General features: G+C 54.6%; 17 protein-coding genes. 6 read left to right on the top strand and 11 right to left on the bottom strand.

Annotated features, from left to right (window positions below; all coding sequences use genetic code 11):
• Positions 1-85: 85 nt before the first annotated feature.
• From WCI03_04250 to WCI03_04235, 4 genes are all read right to left on the bottom strand, one after another.
• Positions 86-1807 carry an alpha/beta fold hydrolase gene (locus tag WCI03_04250; GenBank protein MEI8139061.1) on the bottom strand — a complete coding sequence of 574 codons (1722 nt, stop codon included), beginning with the start codon at positions 1805-1807 and terminating at the stop codon, positions 86-88.
• Between the two features lie 82 nt (positions 1808-1889).
• Positions 1890-2612 carry a methyltransferase type 12 gene (locus tag WCI03_04245; GenBank protein ID MEI8139060.1) on the bottom strand — a complete coding sequence of 241 codons (723 nt, stop codon included), beginning with the start codon at positions 2610-2612 and terminating at the stop codon, positions 1890-1892.
• Positions 2605-2898, bottom strand: coding sequence for a hypothetical protein (locus WCI03_04240; GenBank protein MEI8139059.1), 294 nt, complete (start codon positions 2896-2898; stop codon positions 2605-2607). Before WCI03_04240 ends, WCI03_04245 begins: the two co-directional genes overlap by 8 nt.
• Positions 2899-3317: 419 nt before the next feature.
• Positions 3318-3935: a 3'-5' exonuclease gene (locus tag WCI03_04235; protein MEI8139058.1), complete on the bottom strand. Its 618-nt coding sequence runs from the start codon at positions 3933-3935 to the stop codon at positions 3318-3320.
• Positions 3936-4148: 213 nt separating this feature from the next.
• On the opposite strand from WCI03_04235, the gene WCI03_04230 reads away from it, so the two are divergent.
• The 3 genes from WCI03_04230 to WCI03_04220 are packed head-to-tail and all read left to right on the top strand — an operon-like array spanning position 4149 to position 7545.
• The gene (locus tag WCI03_04230; protein MEI8139057.1) at positions 4149-5105 is read left to right on the top strand and encodes an efflux RND transporter periplasmic adaptor subunit; all 957 of its coding nucleotides are present in this window, start codon (positions 4149-4151) and stop codon (positions 5103-5105) included.
• Between the two features lie 35 nt (positions 5106-5140).
• A complete protein-coding gene (locus tag WCI03_04225) occupies positions 5141-6079 on the top strand; it encodes an ABC transporter ATP-binding protein (GenBank protein MEI8139056.1) in 939 nt (312 codons plus the stop codon).
• Entirely contained in the window at positions 6076-7545 is a 1470-nt protein-coding gene (locus WCI03_04220; GenBank protein ID MEI8139055.1) for a TolC family protein, read from the top strand. Before WCI03_04225 ends, WCI03_04220 begins: the two co-directional genes overlap by 4 nt.
• Positions 7546-8152: 607 nt before the next feature.
• Here WCI03_04220 and WCI03_04215 read toward each other — a convergent pair.
• The 3 genes from WCI03_04215 to WCI03_04205 all read right to left on the bottom strand — a co-directional run bounded on the left by WCI03_04215 (position 8153) and on the right by WCI03_04205 (position 10151).
• On the bottom strand, positions 8153-9196 hold the full coding sequence (locus tag WCI03_04215; GenBank protein ID MEI8139054.1) for a DUF3187 family protein: 1044 nt from the start codon (positions 9194-9196) through the stop codon (positions 8153-8155).
• A gap of 213 nt (positions 9197-9409) precedes the next feature.
• Positions 9410-9601 carry a hypothetical protein gene (locus tag WCI03_04210; GenBank protein MEI8139053.1) on the bottom strand — a complete coding sequence of 64 codons (192 nt, stop codon included), beginning with the start codon at positions 9599-9601 and terminating at the stop codon, positions 9410-9412.
• Positions 9594-10151, bottom strand: a complete 558-nt coding sequence (locus WCI03_04205; GenBank protein ID MEI8139052.1) for a nucleotidyl transferase AbiEii/AbiGii toxin family protein — start codon at positions 10149-10151, stop codon at positions 9594-9596. Before WCI03_04205 ends, WCI03_04210 begins: the two co-directional genes overlap by 8 nt.
• A gap of 105 nt (positions 10152-10256) precedes the next feature.
• On the opposite strand from WCI03_04205, the gene WCI03_04200 reads away from it, so the two are divergent.
• From WCI03_04200 to WCI03_04190, 3 genes are all read left to right on the top strand, one after another.
• The gene (locus WCI03_04200; GenBank protein MEI8139051.1) at positions 10257-10997 is read left to right on the top strand and encodes an ABC transporter ATP-binding protein; all 741 of its coding nucleotides are present in this window, start codon (positions 10257-10259) and stop codon (positions 10995-10997) included.
• 70 nt (positions 10998-11067) lie between these two features.
• A complete protein-coding gene (locus WCI03_04195) occupies positions 11068-12192 on the top strand; it encodes an ABC transporter permease (GenBank protein ID MEI8139050.1) in 1125 nt (374 codons plus the stop codon).
• A 57-nt stretch (positions 12193-12249) separates the two neighbouring features.
• Positions 12250-13584 carry a LacI family DNA-binding transcriptional regulator gene (locus tag WCI03_04190; GenBank protein MEI8139049.1) on the top strand — a complete coding sequence of 445 codons (1335 nt, stop codon included), beginning with the start codon at positions 12250-12252 and terminating at the stop codon, positions 13582-13584.
• A 66-nt stretch (positions 13585-13650) separates the two neighbouring features.
• Here WCI03_04190 and WCI03_04185 read toward each other — a convergent pair whose 3' ends face one another.
• From WCI03_04185 to WCI03_04170, 4 genes are all read right to left on the bottom strand, one after another.
• On the bottom strand, positions 13651-14451 hold the full coding sequence (locus tag WCI03_04185) for a metallophosphoesterase (GenBank protein MEI8139048.1): 801 nt from the start codon (positions 14449-14451) through the stop codon (positions 13651-13653).
• Between the two features lie 33 nt (positions 14452-14484).
• Entirely contained in the window at positions 14485-15297 is an 813-nt protein-coding gene (locus WCI03_04180) for a radical SAM protein (protein ID MEI8139047.1), read from the bottom strand.
• A gap of 33 nt (positions 15298-15330) precedes the next feature.
• Positions 15331-16278, bottom strand: coding sequence for a three-Cys-motif partner protein TcmP (tcmP, locus tag WCI03_04175; GenBank protein MEI8139046.1), 948 nt, complete (start codon positions 16276-16278; stop codon positions 15331-15333).
• Positions 16279-16465: 187 nt separating this feature from the next.
• The coding region (locus WCI03_04170; GenBank protein MEI8139045.1) for an N-6 DNA methylase at positions 16466-17148 on the bottom strand (683 nt) is incomplete at its 5' end.

Here is a 17148-nt window from a genome sequence, read left to right as displayed (position 1 = left end):
CCTGAAACCCTCTTAAGACAACTTTTGTTTAGTAATCTGCGGAAATCAACCCGCCCCGTCAAGCAGTAAACCACTAAATCTGAATCTACCAACATAGCTTCACGTCGTACTGCCGGATCGCCGGGGTGACGGGGGGATCGTACCACTGTACCTGGTCCTGCACGTCGAGGAAGCCAGCGGCGACCGCGAGGTTGTACCCCCAGCGGTCGGCTTCTTCGCCGTAGACCATCACATCCGGGATGCGGTCATAGCGGTGGTTGTCGCTCAGCGTTTCACCCCAGGGGCGGCCGCACTGCACAATCCCCAGAAGTTGCGGGTTGAGAGGGTTGCGCCCGGTGAACCAGAGCCCATGGCCGGTGCGGGGAAGAGTACGACCGGCGATGCGGAAGGTGGTGGGAGTGACCTGTACCCCGGCACGCTCCAGGATGGTTCGCACCAAGGGGCTGGTCTCCGGCTCGCCAAAGACAAAAAGATGGCAGGCGGCGGCCAGATTGGTCACCATGACGGCTTCCGTCTGGTGGCGCGGCTGGCTGCGGGTGAAGCGGCACCACTCGTCGGCGCGGTTTTGCAGCAGGCGCACGGTCTCTTCCTGATTGGTGGTGGTGCCGCCGACGAAGAGGAAGGGTTGCAGTAGAGCATCCTGCAGACGGCTACCAGTCTCACCTACGCGCCGTCCGACAGGACGGTTTTTGGCGTGCCCCGGCCGGAGGGTCTCCTGCAGCCAGGTGCGCGTCTTGGGGTGCAACAAGACGTCTTCGACAATGTCGTGGCCACGCTGCGGCAGGGCGTAGAACGTGATGTTCCGGTTGTAAGGGCGGGTCAGGGCCACGATAGCGCGCCCTTCCCGGAAGGGAATCAGGTCATCCGCACCTCCGTGCCAGGCTAGGACGGGAAGGGTTGTCAGGTTGGTGGCGTAGGCCGCCGCGAACTGCATATCCACCAGCCGTCGTTGCCACGGAGGGAGATCAGCGGGGGTGAGCTGGTGCCAGGTATAGAAATCGCCGCGGCCGGACAGCACCAGCAAGCCGCTGAAACGCTCCGGGTGACGCGCCCCGATACACCAGGCCCCCAGACCGCCCATGGAGTGACCCGCCAGCACCACACGCTGCGGATCGGTATTAAAACGGGTACACATCTCATCCATCACGCGCAGGACATCCAGTTCACCGACCCCCTGAAAATCGGAGTTACAGCGGCCGAACGGCGCGACCACGCAGGCGCCGAGTTCGTCGGCGAGGCGCCCCAACGCATCCGGAATAGAGGGGTTGTGGATGAGCTCGATGCCTGGGTTATAGCCGTGCAGGTAGACAATCAACGGCGGCACACGGGTCGGCGTGTAGCCGGGTGGCAGGTAGCGGAGGAAGGGTTGGACGGAATCGTCGTTCAGACTGTGATAGGCTTCCACGCGCACGCCAGGTGTGACCAAGGGCGGTTGCTGATTGGTCAGCGCTTGTTGGGCGGCGACTAGGGCGGCCTGTTCGCCTACCTTGCGATACGCATAGTCGAGGTCGTGGACATGGTCGCTCTCCAGCAGGGTGAGACGTGTCTGATGGAGGCGCACCCTGGCCACTTCCCATGACCGCCATTCCTCGCTGGCCGCAGCGGCGCCAACGGTTGCCAGCCATGCGGCGAGTAGCAGCCAATGGCCGAAGGGGCCACGCCTTGGCAGCTCGTATTCTAAGGAAGCGGGTGTGGCCGCCGAAGCGGGATAGATCAAGTGGTAAAGAGGACTCAAACTGGCGTAAAACTCCCTGGAATCATCATTCATTTCTCTTTTTGCACGCCTTTTCAATATCAGGAACTCCATATTTCCTATGTCGGGATGGTATTCCCGAGAAAATCGCCCTGCAAGCGCTATCTGTCAACTCCACGGCCACTTCGTAGTTTCTTCATGCGCGCGCTTCAGACTTGAACCGGATGATGGCGGTAATCCGAAACCAGCGCGCCAGCTCCACGGAGACCGTGACGCGGTCGAGTTGCTGTAACAAGGCGTCCAGTTCATTGACTTTAAAACCGCGCCGGATGGAGAGCAAAGCATCGTGCCACACCCCTGCCGGCGCCGCGGCTGCAGTCAGCAACAGTCTCGCCCCCAGTGACGCCAGTGGCGCGCGCCGGAGGTCGTTGATCAATACACTATGGCGAACAAACCCGCGGAGCCGCCTGAGCAGGGCAAGAATCTGGACATCACTGAAATGATGAAAGCACATGGACCCAACTGCATAATCATAGGGCACACTTGGCGTATGGGTGAAAACATCCTCCTGCAGCAGTTGCACCGCCGGATCTCCCGCCATGGCAAGTTTCCCACGCGCCAGGTCAACCACATGACCGGCGGTTTCCAGACAGGTGAACTGCACCGGAATACCGCGCGCACCCGCCCAGCGGCTCACGGCCAGCGGAATGTCGCAACTGCCCGAGCCGATATCCAAAATACGCAGGGTGCTGCCGACGTGCCGTCCGACTGTTTCTGCGGCCAGAAAACGCTGAACGACCAGTGTGCCGCCAAAACAACCATTGATCGTCTCCATGAAACGGTAACTGGCGGAGGCAAATGCCGGGTCACAATCCGGCTGGTCCAGGAATTCCAATTCCCCAGCGCGTATATCAGCCATTCCAAAGCCCCCCTCGCACCAGAGCATCATCCACCGCCGCGTACTTTTTCAATATCTCGCCGCGGTACCCGGGGGATATCGAAACGACCTGCGCGGCAATCTGCTCACAATATCCACAAGTCCTGCAGTCCGTTGCAGCACAGTCACGGTTACGGAAACCGTCCAGAAAATCAACCGGGATCCGCCGCGAATCCACTCGGCGCTCACTGTAGGCTTTAACATAATTCGCCGCCAAAGAAAAAGATACCATCCGAGGTTTGACACAAACGGCACTTGTCATATCCATTGGCATGCCGTTCCTTTTACAACCGTTTGCCAGTCATGACAAGTGCAACAGCAGTGTGTTCACGCCAGTTGATCTCATGCTAAAGCTTATGAACATTGGCTATTGCGAAATGTAACGACCAGAATATTCCGCATCCCACCGTTTCTCCGTCAGCCCATATTACCCCTCCAGTGGAGGCTCCGTCATCGACTGGATGCCGGTCAATTTTGCAGATGAAGAATGAGCATATTTTCATAATGCAAATAAAAGTAGATATTATTATGATTTCTTGAAGACGCAGTTCGTCCATGCCTAAACTTCTCGATTGAGTACTTTGTGTTACACAAAAACATTGAGTCGGAGAGGATTACTCGGAGGCTGTCATGACTCTAATTGCCGGAAAAGCCACAAATATCACCAGCGCCAAAGATCTTGGAAATTTACGTTGTCGCCTTCAGAAGTCGGTTAATGGTTGCCTCCAACTTGGCGACTGAAGCTGACTGAATCGCACGCAGATGTTTGTGTGGAACGTGATGTAAACCAAACCGCTGACTCAGTTCCGCCTGGATTCGCGTCACCAGATGGGCGGTCATTTCAGCATCCGCCATGGCCCGATGATGCACACCAGTATCGGGAAGCCCGAGAAAGTGCACCAATGTGCCCAGTTTATGATTGTAAGACTCGGGAAAAAGACGACGCGCCACCCGCATCGAACAGGCAAATTCCTGGCGCCGCTGCCGCTGGATCCGGCCTAATTCCGCATCCCAGAACTTGCTGTCGAAGGAGGCATTATGTGCGACCATGGGATGATCGCCGATAAAATCTGCAGCCGCAGCCATCACTTCAGCCACAGGCGGCGCACTTCGCACCATGGCATTGCTGATACCAGTTAACTCCTCGATAAAGGAGGGGATATGAACCCCGGCGTTCATCAGGCTTTGATAGCGCGCCACAATCACCCCATCCCGCATCAATACCACAGCAATTTCCGTTGCCCTGGCACCCATCGCCGGAGAAAGCCCCGTGGTCTCAAAGTCGATGATGGCCATGGTTTCAATATCTGTCATGTCCTCCACTTTAACGCTAACCACGTTACTCTCCAAACAAAAAACAGTTGTTAAGTTGTCAGGTTGCTGAGTTGTTGTGTAAATGCCAATGCCTGACAAGACTCTCGGTCTTCCACTTAACAACTTGGCAACATGACAACTCAACAACTCCCCCAATCGCCAGATTGGATTGATCTTTACCGTTTGATGATCATAATGAACACCATGAATACTCAAACATGGTTCAAATGCTTGCTGACTGTTCCCCTCCTCCTTACCAGTTCCTGCACTTTCAAAACGGATAAACCCGATGGCTCAGGCACCATTGAATGTACCCAGATCCGTTTGGCACCCGAAGTCGCGGGTCGTATCACCTCACTCCTCATCAATGAAGGAACCACCGTCACGAATGGCCAGATCATCGCCACCATCGATCCCCTGACTTATAAGTTCCGCTACGACGAAGCCCGTGCCGCACTCGCCCAGGGACAAGCTCAACGCGATCTGATGCTCGCCGGCAGCCGGGACGAAGATATCCAACGGGCCCGGGCTCAAGTACGGGAAGCCAAGGCCACCGCCGATGCCGCCGCCACCGATGCTCAGCGTATGGTGACCCTCCTGACGCAAAACAGCGTTACCCAGAAACAACGGGACGATGCGGCCACGGCACTGGAGCGCGCTTCCGCAAGTCTTGCCGCCGCCGACCAGCAATTGACCCGCTTGATCAAAGGCAACCGCCAGGAAGAAATCCGCGCCTCCCAAGCCGCTGTTGAAGTAGCCCAAGCCCGACTTTCCCAAGCCGAAAAAGCCCTCGCCGACTGCACGGTTAAATCAACCGCAACCGGCACCATCACCACTAAAAACATCGAACAGGGCGAAATGGTCATGATTGGCACACCACTGGCCACATTGTCACAATTAGACGAAGTCTGGCTCTCGCTCTACCTGCCGGAGACCAAACTGCCCACGGTTAAACTCGGTCAAAAAGCCCACATCAAGGTGGATGGTGACCCCATGCGATACGAGGGCCTCATCACGTTCATCTCATCTGAAGCCGAGTTCACACCGCGCAATGTGCAAACACCCGATGAACGCACCAAACTGGTCTATCGCATCAAAATCACCCTGCCAAATCCAAGGAATGTCTTTAAACCCGGCATGCCGGCTGATGGGTATCTGTGAGGAAAGGGAAAGAATTCAAGAGTCAGAATTATTTAATGCAAGATTCCGTCATAGTAACACAAAACCTGGGGCGATCCTTCGACGCCGTCGTGGCAGTCAAAGGGGTTAACCTCTCCATCCAGCGCGGAACCTTTTTTGGGCTGATTGGTCCGGATGGGGCTGGAAAGAGCACCACCATCCGTTTGTTATGCGGAATTCTGAAGCCCACACAGGGCGAGGGGAAAATCCTCGGACTCAATCTCCGCCAGAACGTGGGCGCCATCAAAGCGCGTATCGGCTATCTCTCCCAGGCCTTCACTCTGTATGGCGACCTGACAGTAGATGAAAATATTGAATTTTTCGCCGATCTCCACGGAGTGGATCATTTTGAGAAGCGTCGCGATGAACTGTTGGCCTTCACTCGACTGGATCCCTTCCATAAAAGACTTGCCGGAGTCCTGTCTGGCGGCATGAAAAAGAAACTCGCCCTTGCCTGTGCCCTGATCCACACCCCGGAAATCTTGTTTCTGGATGAACCTTCCACCGGCGTCGATCCGATCTCACGCAAGGAGTTCTGGATGATCCTCAAAGCGCTCCTCGCCCAAAACATCACCATCCTCATGACCACTCCTTATCTCGACGAGGCCGAACGTTGCCACCAGATCGCCCTCATGCACGCCGGACAAATTATCCGGCTAGACACTCCCGCGGCAGTTAAGAACGATCTTCGCGGTCGCATGTACTCAATCATCGGCGGAAGTTCCCTCCATGTCGTTCACGAGATATTAAAACAACGCTGGCCCCCGACCGCCTTGGTTAGATACGGCGACAGGCTCCACTTTTTCGCCGCCCGCGGTTCCGACGAAACCCATGAGGCCCAAGCCTGGCTCACACAAAATGGCCAAACCGGAATTGAGTTTCAAACCATTGAACCCTCGCTTGAAGATGTCTTTGTCTCCCTGATGAGCACCACACCAGAAGGATCCCGCATATGAAAATACATCATTTCCTTCATTCCTCCCTCTGCCCACACGGCTCACACGAGGTTCGCCCTCCATCAGATTTTAGGCAATCGTATCTGCCTCATCTTCTGGAGGGCGAGGTTTATCCGAGCCGCGTGGGCAGACCGTCCAACCCGTGCTCTAAAATGGCCATCTTCTTACTCGCTCTATGCGTTTGCTTCTTTTGTTCTTTTTCCAATACCCGTGCAGATTCATCACTCCTGACACCAGACGCCGTTGTGCAACTGGCCCTGGCCCATAGCCCTGCGCTCAAAGGGCGGAATGAAGACCTACACATGGCCTCGGCACGGAGACTTCAGGCCGACGCCGGCCTGAAACCACAACTGGATGCCCGCGCCCAAGCCCAGCACTTCGAGGGCCTCGAAAATGGAACCCTGGGACCAGGGGTAACCCTACCCGTCATGACTGATCAGTATTCCGCCTCCATCGGCCTGACTCAGCCACTCTATACCGGAGGCCGGGTTACCCACCAACGCCGCAGCACCAGATTAGATGAGGCCGCCGCCCGACAATCCTTGGACGCCGCTGCTGCTGATATTGAACTTCAAACGCTTACCGCCTACTGGCAATGGAGTAAGGCGCTTGCTCAGATCGCAGCCTTTCAGTCCTCTGTCACCCGCACCGAGACCCAGCTTACCGATATAAAGAATCTCAAAAATGCCGGAATGGCCACCGATAACGACTTACTGGCCACTGAAGTCCTCCTTGATCAAATCCAACTCCAACTGCAGGCGGCCCAGCAGCAAGCGGACCTAAACCGCATTCAACTGACTCAACTGACAGGCCAGGAAATTTCCCTGCAGCAATCCCCCCGGAAACCAGACGCTCCCACAGTAACGCCATTCCCCAACTTGGAAGAAGCCCTAGTCATCGCTTTATCCAACCGACCGGAGTTGGCCAGCCTCCGCTTAAGCGCCCAAGCCAAAGGCGCCCTCATTGGAGCGGCCCGCGCAGAAGCCAGACCCCAACTCGCCTTGATTGCCCGCTATGAACAGGGGAACCCAAACCCGCGCGATTTCCCACCTGAAGATAAATGGAGGGATGATGCTTTTATCGGTGCCGCCGTCACCTGGAATCTTTTTGATGGCGGACTGATCCATGCCCGAACGGCTGAAGCCAAGGCCCGGGCCACCCGTGACGAATATCAAACTCAAGCCCTGGGTGAGGCCATCCTCGCCGAAACCAAAGCTGCTTTTCTCTCAAGGAACTACGCCCTCGCGCAACTCAAAACATCCCGTCATGCCGAAGCCAGCTCCACTCGCAACCTTCAGGTAGCCACCGACCAATGGAAGAGCGGCACTTCCCGCCACTCGGATGTTCTCGACGCTCAAACCAAGTTAACCCTCTCCACGGCCCAACGTATTTCAGCTGAAGCCGATTTTCTCATCGCCGAAGCCACCCTGAAACACGCCATTTACTGGAAGCCATCATCACAATAACCAATGCTGCAAAGGTTTAGCATTGGGTCACCGGGTTTCATCAAGAATCACACAGACGATAACTTGTACTTCGTCCACGACTCGGATTCTGTGACAAGGTGCCACGATCGAGTAGCTCCCGAATGTCACGCAAGAGCGTCGTGTGAGCTCGTTCCAAGGCGCGACCAAGACATTCAAGAAACCATTTCACCCAAAGCGTGATCTCCAGGGTTCCCTTCTGACTGGACTCCAGAATCTGATAATATTTTTTCGCTCTGCTTCAATCTGGGCCGACATGCTGTAAAACCGGATTGCCGTTCCATCAGCCCTTTCACTATCTTCATGTATGTAAGGCATAAGCTTTTCACCTGATCTAGATAGTGAACTCTTCATGTGAACAGCGCAAATATTGCGGTGATTAAGAAGCTTATTCGCCGCATCTACTTCTTCGGCAACGCATCCTGACATTTTGATCATTCTGTTAATTCTGTCAAAACGCCCCATTCTGAACCCTGAATTCTGGATACTGTCTTTTGCTGCGTTTGCCTTTCACAATAACCAATGCTACAAAGGTTTAGCATAGTTTGGCGGGCAGCCGTTATACTACGCCATGGGCCATTCCATTACATTACAAACGCCAGCCAAAGGCGAGATGAACAGTGATATCGGCACTGTTTTGAAAGTTATCCACATTTTCAGACATAGCCAGTTCCAGCGCAGAACCACTCCTACTCCGCCACTTGAATCCAAAACTGACGTCCTCACTTGGATCAGAGTAAGCAAAATAATCCTCGGCGACTGGTGAACTGATCAGGTACTGAAGATTAAAACTTATAGACTTGGAATATTCATAAGCCAACCCCACCAATCCAGAAAACAGTTCATCATTAAATTTGATCCCCTCAATATCGTCCGAGTCATGGTACTCCACGCCTAAGCCAAGAAAAGCGATGAAAGGGCCCTCGCCCAATCGCCTGGACGCAACAGAACTCAATGCCGCACCAGGCGACCCAACCCCACGCAACTCATTCTCATCACCGGTGGGAAAAAACACCTCTCCGAGAACAGTGATGGCTGGCAGGACGCAGGTGCCTTCCGTGAGTCGTGCCGCCAAAAAGGTCGACATATCTCCTATACCCCAGGAGTCCCCCTCCACCACGGTAACAGAATCCCCCTCGTTATTGACCGTGACCAATGACTGGTTACGGCGACCTGAAACCCGGCTATTTTTGCTTAGGCCAAATGCACTGTGAAAACTTTCTATCGCGCTATCCGCAAACCCGCCTGTCCTGCCAATAATCGGCAATCCCACACCAACCGCCACTCCTTCCCCCACCCCTCTGGACAATCGAAGATTGGTTCGAATCCATTCTCCATCAAATAAGTAATCATTCGTGGAAATATTCATCACATTGGCCCAATGAAAATCCACGTCAAACCGCGCCCCCCCTTGATTCTCCAATACGGGCATCGCGAACATGGAGGAAGGCCGGAGAAAATGCCAAGGCGACAACGAAGGTGCCGTCAAATAGCCCGGGCCCGTATTGTCCGACGCAGGAATTGCATCCCCGCCCTGACAAATAACCACCCACAGCAGAACGACACTAACTCCCAGCCATGATCGTCTCCGGGCAATTGACTGCAAAGAAGGATTAGCGATGTTAGGTTTCATTTCTGATCCCCTTTCAATTCCATCATTCTTTAGATAAAACTATAAACAGTAAACCACACCACCCCGCTTAAGACACGGTTCCACGTTCTCCCCCAATCCTTGCCTAAGAACAGTCGTCTTTAAAGTGCTAGGCCGTCCCTCAAATTGAATAATGTTCAATACTTCAAAGGTTTAGCAAGAGGTCGTAGTCCGACGTGAATCGATTTCCGCGAATCAGAAACCTGGCGGTCTGAAGCTGAACGGTCTCTTAATAGTCTTTTCAGTGGCACGCTTCGCAAGGCAGTTTTCCGGCGTGATGGTGGAATTACTCTTCAGGCAGCGTTCACTGAACAGGGCATATTCGCGCAGTTTCAGTTTTGGAACCGGCCAGTCCGAACCAGCAGAAACCTTCGGGAAATTAATCATTTTGCTGTCCCCTGATTTGCGCACTCAGCCTCGTGAAGATTGCTTCCGTCCCGAACTGTCGGCACAATTCATGAAGTTCTTCCTCAATATTGACATGGTTCTCGATGACCAAATGCACAATATCCCAGAAGTCTTTATCTTCCCGCTTGGCACCACCATTCGATAACGCAAAAATTTTCATTCCCAAGAGATCCCGCAACTGAGGCACCCGAATGCCATGTCCGCCAAAATAATCAATTTGCTTCGCATTCGCCAAAAGTATGTCCAGGGTCTCCCGATCCACTTTGAGAAAATCGACACGCAAGGGCGATCCTGGTCGATTGAAAAACATCACCGTCTCATGCAGGGAAATGTTAGTGAACCCCGCCTCCTGCATCACTCGCCGGACAGCGTCTTCGTCAGTTGCCGCAACCATGAAGTCTATATCCTGTGTGGCCCGGGATACCCCGTAATGATTGACGGCATGGCCCCCTATCATCACAACCGATACACCCGCCGCAGGCAAACGGCGGGAAACAACATCAAAAACTACATCCACATCAAATTCCATATCTTTAGTATATAGAATGCTCGTTACGAAACAAGTGTCAGAATTGGAGACCAAAAGAGAGCTTTTGACAGATTGATTAGAATGATCAGAATGGGGAGTGTGGAAGTGAAAACAACTGACTATGCCATTGAAATTGAAAGTCTGACCAAGGTCTTCGGTCAGTTCACCGCCGTTGACAGGATCTCGTTTACCGTCCAGCGCGGGGAGATCTTCGGCTTTCTGGGGCCCAATGGCGCAGGGAAGTCCACTACCATCCGGATGCTCTGCGGCCTGCTTTCCTCCTCCTCCGGCACCGCCCGGGTCAACGGCTTCGATATCAACAGTCAACCTGATCAGATCCGTGAAAACATCGGCTATATGTCTCAAAAGTTCAGTCTGTATAAAGACCTGACCGTTGAAGAAAATATCCGCTTCTTCGGCGGGGTTTATGGCCTTGAAGGAACTGAACTTCAGCGCCAGATGGATAACGTGGTCGCCATGGCGGGGCTGAAAGGGCTCGAACACCGCCTGACCGGCGTTTTGTCCGGCGCCTTGCAACAGCGGCTCGCTCTCGGGTGCGCCATCCTACATAACCCGCCCATTCTGTTTCTGGATGAACCCACCAGTGGCGTCGACCCGGTTTCCCGCCGCCTCTTCTGGGACCTGATCCATAAACTCTCCGCCCAGGGTACAACCGTTCTGATCACCACCCACTTTATGGATGAAGCCGAATTCTGCGGCCGCCTCGGATTCATCAGCAGCGGCAAACTCATCGCTCTAGACACGCCCTCTGAGATCAAACGCCAAACCGGAGCGACCACCCTGGAAGAATCCTTCATCAAGCTGGCAAAACAGGATTCAGAATGAAACAATCCAAACTCGATTCTCCTCACTGCCCACTGCCCACTGCTTACTGCTCACTGCTCACTCACTAACTATGCGTCGATTCTGGGCCATTTTAAAAAAGGAATTCCGGCAGATCCGCCGGGATCCCCTGTCTTTGGCACTCCTGGTCTTTGTGCCCGCCATGCTGCTCGCACTCTATGGCTATGCGCTTTCCTTCGACGTCAAACACATCCGCATCGCCCTGCTGGATGAAGACCGCACGCCGGAAAGCCGGGCTTTTCAGGACAGCCTTTTCCAAAACCCTTATTTCGACAAAGTCGCCACCCTGAGCCGTCCGGCGGAAGCAAATGAATGGCTGGACCGCGGCCGCGTTCGCGCCGTGCTGATCATTCCTCGCGGCTATGCCAAAGCCATCGCCCGCGGTGAAGCAGCCCCTGTACAAGCACTGGTAGATGCCAGCGATGCCAATACCGCCTCCACCACCATCGGTTATCTTGAGGCTCTTGCCGACCGGATGAGCAGAAAAGTGCGATTGAAAGCACTGCAACACTCGGCCACGCCCTTGGCTCTTCCGCTCATCACACTGGAACCGCGCATCTGGTTCAACCCGGAACTCCAAAGCGCCAAATTTCTCATTCCGGGATTGATCGGGCTGCTGCTCATGCTATCAGGGGTCGTCGCCACTTCAGTGTCAATCGTCCGTGAAAAAGAGCGCCAGACCATGGAACAGATTATGGTGTCGCCTATCCGTCCCCAGGAGCTGATCCTCGGCAAACTCCTGCCTTATGTCGTGGTTGGCGTGGGGACAATGATCACCGTGCTTTTTCTGGGCTACGTTCTCTTTGACATTGTGATCAAGGGCTCATTCCTACTCCTTGGCCTCACCACACTGCTGTTTCTGTTCGCCGCACTGGGTATGGGAGTCCTGATCTCCACCATTACCCGGACACAGCAGATGGCGTTTCAGGTTGCCGTCCTCACCTCAATGCTCCCCGCCATCATCCTGTCAGGATTTATCTTCCCCATCCAAAACATGCCCCTACCCATTCAGGGCATCACCCTTCTCATCATCCCGCGCTACTTCGTCGCGGCCTTGCGCCAAATCATCCTTAAGGACGCCTCGTTCATGGATGTACTTCCGCACCTGGCAGGCCTGCTAATCCTCGGCCTCCTCTTCAACCTGCTGGCCGCCTGGCGCCTCCGCAAGACCATCTGACCGCTGCACGCGGCCGCTTCTTGCTTTTCATAATAACCAATGTTAATAAGCTTTAGCATGAGCTCGACGTCTACAATTTTTGATGTAGCCAAGGCCGCTGGTGCCTCGACATCCGCCGTCTCGTTTGTGCTTAACGGGAAGGCCGACAAGTACCGGATAAGCCCCGCCACCCAGGCCCGCATCCGTACCGCCATCACTCAACTCGGATTCCAACCCAATCTGGTCGCCGTCGGCAAGGCCCATGGAGAACATCAAAAACCTCTCCCTCAAGGGGAGAGGACGGACGGGATTCAGGAGGGAAAACCGGACGTGTCACCCTCTATTCAACTGGTGACTGAAGTGGCTTCACCGGTTGAGATCATCATCGAGCCAGACTCGATCCCTGTCCCGGACCCAGCACCCCAGGTCATCGAAGAGCCAACACCGGTACCACAACCCGTCATCGTAGAACCGACACCCAGCCCGGAGCCCACATCCATTCCCACACCAGATCTGGTTCCGGAGCCAACGCCAGTAGAAGAGGCACCATCCGTACCGGTAATCCCGGCGGTGGAGGAACCCGTGCCTGTCATCACTGAACCGACACCGGTCCCGGTACCGGACTCCCTTCCCACACCAGAACTGATTCCGGCGACAGCACCTGATACCCATGCGACACCGGAGCCAACGCCGATTGAAGTGGCCCCTTTTGCCCCGGCGATCCCGTCGGCCATGGAACCCATACCGGAACCAGAGCCGAAACTGGCGGAGGTACCGACACAAATCCCCCTGCCGACCATCGAAGACATGCCAACGGAAACCAAGGTGGATGCCGACGTCCCGGCGGCATCTGCGCCTGAAGTGTCGGCCCCAGCACCAGAGTCCATTCCTGTACCTGATCCAAGTCCGACCTATCCATCGCCAGGTGTTGGGGAGACACCGGAGTCCGAGCCAGCGATCCCGGCAGCGGTTGAACCCGAGCAGGAGCCTACCGCCATACCGGTGTGCACGCCAGAACCAACACCGGAGACCGGCTCGGAAGCAGAGATTATTTCACCGGTGTCAGAGACAACTCGCGAAGTCTCTCCGATAGCAGAGCCCGCCGTGATGGACACACCAACACCGGACCCCCAGCCCGCCATCACAGACGCGCGACCAGCCATAACATCCGAGACCGAGGTGGATGCCGACGTCCCGGCGGCATCAGTGCCTGAAGTGACAGTCTCGGCCTCGGTACCGGAGCCAATCCCCGCACCTACCCCAATCCCTGCACCGCCGCCAGAACCCATCCCAGCGACGGAGCCTGAATTGCAGGCGCCTCAGGAAGAGAACTCCGTTGCGCAAACTGAGTTGGTGAACACGACAGAATTACCGTCACCGGCCCTGTCAGAAGATGATAATCCCCTGCGTTAACCGTCGCCAAACCAAGCGCGTGAATTACAACATCAGGCAATATTCATAAGCTTTAGCAAGATGTCCTCATAACTCCAGAACGGTAATTTCAGGACGGCAGAAGAAGCGGGCATTCAGATAGAAGGTACCGATACCGGGATTGACATAGAGGGGGCCGGCGGGAGTCGGGAAAAGGCCCACATCATAAGGCTTCACATTGAACGGCATGATCAGTCGTCCGATCAGGGGAATTCGAACCTGACCGCCATGGCTATGTCCCGCCAAGATCAGATCGAAGGCTTGCCCGTATAGGCCTCCCACGAGACCGGGATAATGGGTCAGCAAAACCCGTTTGGCGGATTCACTTAACCGGGATTTTGGTAAGCGGCTGGGGTCGCCGGAGCAGGCCACAATTTCCACCTTCCCGTTCAGCAGGAGGACATTGGTATCTGTCAGCCACATCCCGCCCGTCTTGGCAAAGCCAGCACGGAGTTCATCAACCGGCACCTGAGCCCACAAGTCATGGTTGCCCGCAATCCCCACCATCGGCTTATTCACCCGCGCCAGGATTTCAAGACTTTCCCGCAGATAGGCCCGATCCTCAACCAGATCACCCGTAAAGCACACCAAATCCGCCGGGGTCCGGTTGATCCTGTCGACGACCCGATTGAGATAAACCCGATCCCCCTTGTAATGGATATCCGTGATATGAATCAGCCGCACGGCTGCTGGCGCCTTGATCGAGACCTGCTTGACGACCAGCCACTGGGGTTCAATCCACAGACTGTATGCCACGCAGACCGCAACAACTGCGATCACGCCCACCATCACCTTGCTGGCCCGAACACAAGCCCGCTGAAACAAAGAAAGGCTGAATTTGTCCATCATCTTCCGTTTCAGTGGCCAGCCAAGAATCTGCCCTCACACATCAAGACCGGCCTTATTGGGCCGATGAAGCCCGATGACCTGCTTGATACTATCTTTCCACTTGATCAGGGGATCGTTTCGATAGCGATGGTACAGAGCTCGGATGTTGACGTCCGATTGAATGGCAATGAGTGCTTCGGCATGCCTCAAGGCTGTTGCGTCACCCGGGCAGTTGAACGGAATGATCTGGCGAAGCCGGTTCGCCTTTCCCAACCAAATCGAGTCCGTCACATAAGGCCGGACATCTGTGATAACGTCGTCAATAGCGCCATCTAACATCGGTTCACAAGACACACTGGTCGCGAAACCCAGCTTATAAGCGCATTTCAGGCTCTCCAAGCGATCACGGTAGGCGGGCGCGCCCGGCTCCCAAAAGCCAAGGACATCATCGTTAACCGATCCGATGGAATAACGGAGTACAATCTGATCCTTGTAGCGAGCCAATTCCGAACACAACCGCGCCACGCATACCGGTCGGGGTTTGGAAACAATCAAGAGATCGTTTCCGACCGCCAGCATCTTTTTCAGAACTAATAAACAGGCATCGATATTGGTTTCCGTGATATCATGCGCCGTAGGGAACATGATCCGTCCAGTCCGTCGCGAAAATCCTTTAGCAAGGTTATGGGGCCGAATTTTTGTCTTCCTCCACGACTCTGCCGTCATTCGCTTGAAACGGAGCGCCATGGTCTTCGCATAGCAATACCGGCAATCGTGCTCACATCCATCCTGGATGTTCACATTACTGGCCGCCCATTCCTGTGTGCCGGACGGCGGACGGCATGGATATCCGGTTGTAGCATTCATGTCAAAGTCTCGATTGATTGATAACGATTGGAACTACAAAAACTTACTCTGTCCATCATGCCTATACTTCTGGGCTCGATGCCAGAAGATTATTCCCTGCTCATGCCGACTGGCAAAAAGGAGGTCGTAATAGTGCTTCACGGGTTGAAAGTCAAAATGCTGATACCCAATGCTTCTCATGCTTTCACAGTAATGATGACGGAACTTTGCCCGGAGGTCAGAATGAGAACCCAGCCGTGCCAGTTCCTGAACTTGCGGGTCCTGAAAAAACAGATCACTGCCAAGAAAGCTAATGTACTTGGCCCGCGATTCGCTATCTTCACAATTGATCGCTCGCGTGACGTTCCTCGTTGCGTCCGTTCGGACCGCCATATTGATAATCAAATCGGCGGGGCGAAGAGCCTTTGCAAGAAGGGCTACGGCAGCAAAGAGAACACTACAGTCCGTGGGATCCACGAACACAAGAGAGATCCCCTTATCAAAGCGCTTCCGCAGAATTCTTACTAAGGACCCGGGATCGCAATAGTCAGCCTGATAGGCTTGCGCCTTGCCTTGCAAATTCAGTCGCGCAATGCGTTCATTGAGCGCGACAACAACCTTTGCATCGAAATCGAGAAATGTAGCCGTCTCAAATGAGGGAAAAGCCGGGTGTTGGAGGACGGCAAGAGGGGTGCCATCGACCTCAATTCCACTGTCACGCATAAGACACCGGCCCGGCCCGCTACAGATCTCAACGTAGTGTACGTGGCCACCCCACATGTTCTTCATTCCCGGACCAAAAATCCCGACATACTGGGTCAAGAAATGCAACTTTTGAGTAGCCCAATCGCCAACACAGCGAACGGGTCCTCCGTCAACCACCGACACGGCCTCATCACAAAAACCAGTATTGTCATCTTGGCAACGTTCATCGCGATTCCGGCATCTACGACAAGCAGGGTTCAACACCTCATGAAGATCGATCTTTACCGAACGCACCATAATCATCTCCGACCAAGACACTCAATCAACCACTAAACCCATGCACATAAACCTAATTTTCGCTATGCCAATGCACTAATCTTTATCCATCATCACGCTAATGTCGACATTAATAATACTAGTTATTTAATAGGCGGTCCATAGAAACAGAGGTGCTTGATGAGAGGACAGTTCTAAAAGTTACTTGTTACGATGTGACCCGCCGCCACCCCCTGAATACGCCGTTGGGCAGGCGGATGATGGTGTGGAGGTTGCACTCCAGCAGCAGATGCTCCTTGATCCGGGTTTTGACGCCTTCCCCGAAAAGCGAACCGTCGGGCAAGACGATCCCGGCGCGCCCGCCGGGGCGGAGTATTTTGACAATGAGGGAAAGAAACAGGTCGGCGGTCTCACGGGTTCGAAAAGGCTGCGGGAAGTTATCCTCAAGACCGTCCTCTTCCATGCCGCCAAAGGGTGGATTAGTGATGATGCAATGCACGGCATCCTTGGGGCCATAGTCACGGAGCGGCTTGGCCAACAGATTGCCACGGGAGATAAACGAGGGATCGTCCATGCCATGCAGAAGCATGTTGGTGGTGGCGAGCAGATGGGGCAGCGGCTTCTTTTCCACCCCGCGCAAGGAAACCTGAAGCGCACGTTCCTGCTCAGGCGTTTTGACCTGCCCGCGCTTGTGCTCAATAGTACAGGCAAGGAACCCGCCGGTACCGCAGGCGGGATCCAGCACGATTTCGTCAAGTTGCGGGTTGACCATTTCAACCATGAACTGGGTGACGGCACGCGGCGTATAGTATTCACCCGCATTGCCGGCAGACTGGAGATCGTTTCGGAAGACAGCGTGCGTCGCGCCTTTAAGCGCGGGACGCCAGAGCA

The organism is bacterium, assembly GCA_037143175.1.
Taxonomy (GTDB): domain Bacteria; phylum Verrucomicrobiota; class Kiritimatiellia; order CAIKKV01; family CAITUY01; genus JAABPW01.
The sequence above is the reverse complement of the archived record's forward strand: the minus strand, read 5'-3'. Positions and strand labels throughout refer to the sequence as shown.

Excerpts from the sequence above, each read along its gene's own strand:
- WCI03_04190 (MEI8139049.1), top strand. The coding sequence starts at position 12,250 with ATGAGCTCGACGTCTACAATTTTTGATGTAGCCAAGGCCGCTGGTGCC.
- WCI03_04195 (MEI8139050.1), top strand. The coding sequence starts at position 11,068 with ATGCGTCGATTCTGGGCCATTTTAAAAAAGGAATTCCGGCAGATCCGC.
- WCI03_04215 (MEI8139054.1), bottom strand. The coding sequence starts at position 9,196 with ATGAAACCTAACATCGCTAATCCTTCTTTGCAGTCAATTGCCCGGAGA.
- WCI03_04225 (MEI8139056.1), top strand. The coding sequence starts at position 5,141 with ATGCAAGATTCCGTCATAGTAACACAAAACCTGGGGCGATCCTTCGAC.
- WCI03_04245 (MEI8139060.1), bottom strand. The coding sequence starts at position 2,612 with ATGGCTGATATACGCGCTGGGGAATTGGAATTCCTGGACCAGCCGGAT.
- WCI03_04205 (MEI8139052.1), bottom strand. The coding sequence starts at position 10,151 with ATGGAATTTGATGTGGATGTAGTTTTTGATGTTGTTTCCCGCCGTTTG.
- WCI03_04185 (MEI8139048.1), bottom strand. The coding sequence starts at position 14,451 with ATGATGGACAAATTCAGCCTTTCTTTGTTTCAGCGGGCTTGTGTTCGG.
- WCI03_04230 (MEI8139057.1), top strand. The coding sequence starts at position 4,149 with ATGAATACTCAAACATGGTTCAAATGCTTGCTGACTGTTCCCCTCCTC.
- WCI03_04210 (MEI8139053.1), bottom strand. The coding sequence starts at position 9,601 with ATGATTAATTTCCCGAAGGTTTCTGCTGGTTCGGACTGGCCGGTTCCA.
- WCI03_04240 (MEI8139059.1), bottom strand. The coding sequence starts at position 2,898 with ATGGATATGACAAGTGCCGTTTGTGTCAAACCTCGGATGGTATCTTTT.
- WCI03_04180 (MEI8139047.1), bottom strand. The coding sequence starts at position 15,297 with ATGAATGCTACAACCGGATATCCATGCCGTCCGCCGTCCGGCACACAG.
- tcmP (MEI8139046.1), bottom strand. The coding sequence starts at position 16,278 with ATGGTGCGTTCGGTAAAGATCGATCTTCATGAGGTGTTGAACCCTGCT.
- WCI03_04250 (MEI8139061.1), bottom strand. The coding sequence starts at position 1,807 with ATGGAGTTCCTGATATTGAAAAGGCGTGCAAAAAGAGAAATGAATGAT.
- WCI03_04220 (MEI8139055.1), top strand. The coding sequence starts at position 6,076 with ATGAAAATACATCATTTCCTTCATTCCTCCCTCTGCCCACACGGCTCA.